This window comes from Candidatus Magnetobacterium casense (genome assembly GCF_019173545.1).
In the GTDB taxonomy this organism is placed as follows: Bacteria; Nitrospirota; Thermodesulfovibrionia; order Thermodesulfovibrionales; family Magnetobacteriaceae; genus Magnetobacterium; species Magnetobacterium cryptolimnobacter.
The window spans coordinates 1-3,709 of the sequence record NZ_JABXWD010000336.1 but is presented as its reverse complement, the minus strand read 5'-3'; the positions used below and the strand labels follow the sequence as shown (position 1 = coordinate 3,709).

The 3,709-nt window shown below is 49.3% G+C and carries 4 protein-coding genes; all 4 read right to left on the bottom strand.

Annotated features, from left to right (window positions below; genetic code table 11):
* Positions 1 to 80 precede the first annotated feature (80 nt).
* Genes HWQ67_RS14370 through HWQ67_RS14355 form a run of 4 tightly spaced genes read right to left on the bottom strand, consistent with a single transcriptional unit; the run spans position 81 to position 3,462 of the window.
* Positions 81 to 473: a hypothetical protein gene (locus HWQ67_RS14370; RefSeq protein ID WP_218253379.1), complete on the bottom strand. Its 393-nt coding sequence runs from the start codon at positions 471 to 473 to the stop codon at positions 81 to 83.
* The gene (locus HWQ67_RS14365) at positions 473 to 931 is read right to left on the bottom strand and encodes a response regulator (RefSeq protein WP_218253378.1); all 459 of its coding nucleotides are present in this window, start codon (positions 929 to 931) and stop codon (positions 473 to 475) included. Before HWQ67_RS14365 ends, HWQ67_RS14370 begins: the two co-directional genes overlap by 1 nt.
* Positions 932 to 947: 16 nt before the next feature.
* Positions 948 to 1,712: a sensor histidine kinase gene (locus tag HWQ67_RS14360; protein WP_218253377.1), complete on the bottom strand. Its 765-nt coding sequence runs from the start codon at positions 1,710 to 1,712 to the stop codon at positions 948 to 950.
* 22 nt (positions 1,713 to 1,734) lie between these two features.
* Positions 1,735 to 3,462, bottom strand: coding sequence for an AMP-dependent synthetase/ligase (locus HWQ67_RS14355; RefSeq protein WP_218253376.1), 1,728 nt, complete (start codon positions 3,460 to 3,462; stop codon positions 1,735 to 1,737).
* Positions 3,463 to 3,709 lie beyond the last annotated feature (247 nt).

Here is a 3,709-nt window from a genome sequence, read left to right as displayed (position 1 = left end):
CGCAGGAATGACAGTTACAGGCTTTTTCCAAGTTTGTCATTCCTGGCTTGACCAGGAATCCAAAAACTGCAAAAGCATAGTTACCATGAAATATAAAGAGGATACGAATCAACCTTAATCGTTGTTGCTTGTATGTCTCCCTTACCGGCCTCACAGTCTTTGAGCATGGCTAATATGGTGCAATAGGCATTAGGGGAGAGCCTTCTTCTTCCGGGATCACGCCATGTCTTACTGCATTGTATATGTGAGTTGCCATCGATTATATCCCTTTTGCATGTTTGTACCTGAGGATCAGATTTTCTCCTGTATTTTCCTAAAACCGAATGAATCTCCATTGATGTTATCTCAGAGATATAAAAGGAAACAACTCCACTATAGTTTAGTTTTGCAGTCAATGCAGCGTAAGATGAAGGACATGATGGATCAAAGAGTATATAATAGGCATTTGTGTCTAATAAAAATTGTGATGGCATTATAGATATTTATCTCTTCTACCGGCCTCCTGAAACATCCCCTCTGGTAATGCAGCAAGCAGCTCTTCCCTCTCTTGTGCGGTAAAAGGGGCCAAATAATCCTTTGCCCATTCAACGATTTCCCACACGTCTGACTCTGGTCCCTTGTTAATATAAGCGCCAATCCTGTTTTTGATCAGTTCTTTCATCACCGTCGGGTCTTGATAATTCGTGTACACTATGACCTCGGCATATTTGTCAACCGTTCGTATCATCTTAAGTAACTCTGCACCATCAAAGTCAGGGAGCCTGAGGTCCAATATTATAAGGTCAAACTTACCCCTCTCCATCTCCCCCATAGCGGACTTTCCATCCTGTACCCACGTCACCGAAATGTCCTTAATTTCATACTCCAGTGCCTTCTTGAGTATCTCACCTGTCTTTGGCTCGTCCTCAACCAATAAAACCATGTCTACCATAACTGGCAACCTCCTTTTAAAATTCAATGTCTTTAGGGATTATAATAATAAACCGTGTCCCGTTATTAAATGTCTTATCTATTGAGATCGTGCCGCCGTACATCTTTAATATGTTGTGGGCTATGAACAGACCTAACCCCTCACCATTGCCTGCCGGTTTGGTCGTAAAAAATGGATGAAAAACCTTTTCTATATCTTTCACTGGTATCCCCACGCCATTGTCTTCAAACTCAAGTCGTATATAATCTTTATTATAGTCCCCTTTAACCCTTATGTCAATTTTACCAGCCCCTTGCGCCTTCTTTTCATTGATGGCATCGATTGCGTTTACGAGCAGGTTGTTTATCAACTGGTCAAATATAACAGGGTCGGCGTTGAGACTTACTACGCCTTCAGAAAAGATCGCCACGGTGATATTGCTGTTTTTTATGCGCAGGTCTTCAGCTTCCAGCCTCTTCTTGATACGCTCAACAACATCAAAGGTCTCTGTAACACTCTTGCTGGATGTCAGGGGAGACAGCCTCTTGTTGAGAGCGCCCAGGCGCTGCGTCTCCTCAAGGATTGAGTCAAACACCTTAAAGACCTCTTCCCTGTCGATCTTGCCATCCTCGCTCTCTTTTTCAAACTTCCTCCTGTAGAATTGAACTGTAAACCGTATATTGGTGATTGGCTGGCCAAACTCATGGGCGACACCGGTTGTCAGAGCGCTGATGGCATCTAAGCGTATCTGTTGTCTTCTTTGACTTATGAGGCTCTTGATGTTTTTATTAAACAGTTTCACGTAAACACCTCTCCGTCAATCCCTACTGATACAGGCCGTCCAGGACGTCCTTGAAGTGCTCATGCACCTGCCTGCGTTTGAGCTTAAACGACGGCGTCAGAAGGCCCTCCTCCACGCTCAACGACCTGTCGTGGATATAAAACCGCTTGATCGTCTCAACGGACGAGAGATTGGTATTTACCGTATCCACGGCCTTCTGCACGAGGGCAACGACCTCCGGACGTCTGACCAGCGCCGAATAATCCCCCTCGACGATGCCTGCCTCCGCCGCGTATGCCATGACGGCAAATGCCTTTAGCGTGATCAACGCCGTAAGGTACTTGCGTTCATCCCCGTAGAGGACGATGTGCTCTATGTAGGGGTCGTCACGAAACTGTGATTCTATTATCTGCGGAGAGATGTTCTTCCCGCCGGATGTGACAATTATATCCTTCTTGCGCCCCAGTATCTTCAGAAAACCGTCGTCAGTGAGTGAGCCGAGATCGCCGGTCTTAAACCAGCCCTCCGCATCAAATGCCTCAGTCGTTGCGGCATCGTCCTTGTAGTAGCGGCTGAAGACGTTTGGCCCTTTCGCAAGAATTTCGCCATCGGGGGCAAGTCTGAGCTGTACGTTGGGAAACGGTTTGCCCACGGTGTCGAAGTCAAAGTCGTCCTTGCGATTCATCGTCAAGGTTGGTGAGCACTCCGTGAGGCCATAGCCCTCGATGATCAATAGTCCGGCATCGTAGAAGAACTCCTTGACCTGCCTTTTTAGCCCCGCCCCGCCCGACAGACAAAACCTCAGACGTCCGCCCGTCAGGACATGAAGCCTGTCCAGTTGCTGCGACCTCTGTCCGGAGAATCCCACGGCGTCAAGGTACAGCTTCTCCCAATATGCCGGCACACTCATAAAGACCGTCGGACGCACCTCGGGCATGTGTCTCAGGACGGCCTGCGGGGTCGTAAAGTACGTCGTAAAGCCCAGCGTGTTGCCAAGCCCCAGCTCGCCAAGCCCAAAGATGTGCGACATGGGTAACCACAAGAGGTTTACCCGCGTCTCCGGGATCAGCGGCCCTAAGACCTCGATCCAGTCACCGGCGTTTGTGTAGAGGTTGTTTATGGTGAGGGTCACGCCCTTGGGTTGTCCCGTGGTACCGGATGTATACAGGATCGAGGATACGTCGTCTTTTGTTATCGAGGCACATAGCTGTTCAAAGGCGCCAGGGTGTTGCCTGCTTAGTGCCTCACCGGCGTCGTAGACGTCGTTGATTGATACCAGCCTCTGCGTAACATCTGTCACCTTCAGGGGCAGGGTGGCGGTTGCGTTGAACTCCTCAAGGCGTCTCTCAACTTCGTCGGAGTCGTTGAGTCCCAGGACGATGACCTTACGCAGTCCGGGCAACTCCCCCCATATCCTGAATAGGGTGGGGAGCAGATCAGGTTCGGTGATGAGCACTTCGGAGTCCGAGTGGTTGAGTATGTACCGGGTTTGGTTAGACGTGTTTGCCTGGTAGACCGGAACAAGCACCCCACGGCAGACATGTATGGCCATCACGCAAAAGGGCCACTCGATTCGGTTTCTTGCAAAGATAGCAACCTTTTTATCCGGCCCTATGCCGATGTTGTGCATGTAGAGGGCAACCTGCGTTGCACGCCCAAGAAACTCCCCCCACGTGATACCTTGCCAGGTGCAGTCTGCCCCCTCGTGCATAAACCTGATAGCCTGGGGATGTTTCGTACCCGTTTCAAATAATATCTGTGCCTCTGTCATTTTTTTTATTATTCCTCCATGTAATTATCCGTGTTTATATCCAGCTTTAATTATAGATGAAATAAATCCTTTTGTCCAACCTCTCAGAGAGTTAAGACGTATCCTCTTAAACAAGCATGGTAAAATGTTTCGCAAGAAGGGGTCAAGGGGTCAGCGACCCCCGGCTCAGTGGGGGACTGGTCCCCTTGCGGGGGGTTCTGAAGGGGGCCAGGAGCGTCCTGGAGCGACAAAGAAGCGGAGCCGCCCC